1 protein-coding gene is annotated in these 360 nt (G+C 67.8%); it reads right to left on the bottom strand.

Going from position 1 to position 360, the window contains the following annotated elements:
- The coding region (locus WFM69_RS19340) for an AbgT family transporter (protein WP_337007474.1) at positions 1-360 on the bottom strand (360 nt) is incomplete at both ends.

The raw sequence follows: 360 nt of genomic DNA, 5'->3' as shown, positions 1-360 counted from the left end.
CTCGGCCTCGTCGGCGATGGTCATCTCGCGGCGGTCGTAGGCGCCGAGGCGCTTCTCGGTCACGAAGATCGTCACGAGCAGCGCGACCGTCGTGAGCAGGAAGGTCGAGACGATCCCGAAGTAGAAGTTCTGGGTCACCTCGATCGGCTGCATGCCCGCGCTGGTCAGCACCTCGTTCGTGACCTGGGTGAGCATGCTGTCGCTCGGCGTGATCAGCAGGTTCGCACCGAAGGCCGCGCCGACGCCTGCGAACGCCCCCGCGAGACCGGCGAGAGGATGTCGACCGACGGTGAGGAAGGCCGCCGCGGCGAGCGGCACCAGGATCAGATACCCGGCATCGGTCGCCACCGACGACAGCAC

The organism is Microbacterium sp. LB12 (genome assembly GCF_037150835.1).
Taxonomy (GTDB): domain Bacteria; phylum Actinomycetota; class Actinomycetes; order Actinomycetales; family Microbacteriaceae; genus Microbacterium.
The sequence above is the reverse complement of the archived record's forward strand: the minus strand, read 5'-3'. Positions and strand labels throughout refer to the sequence as shown.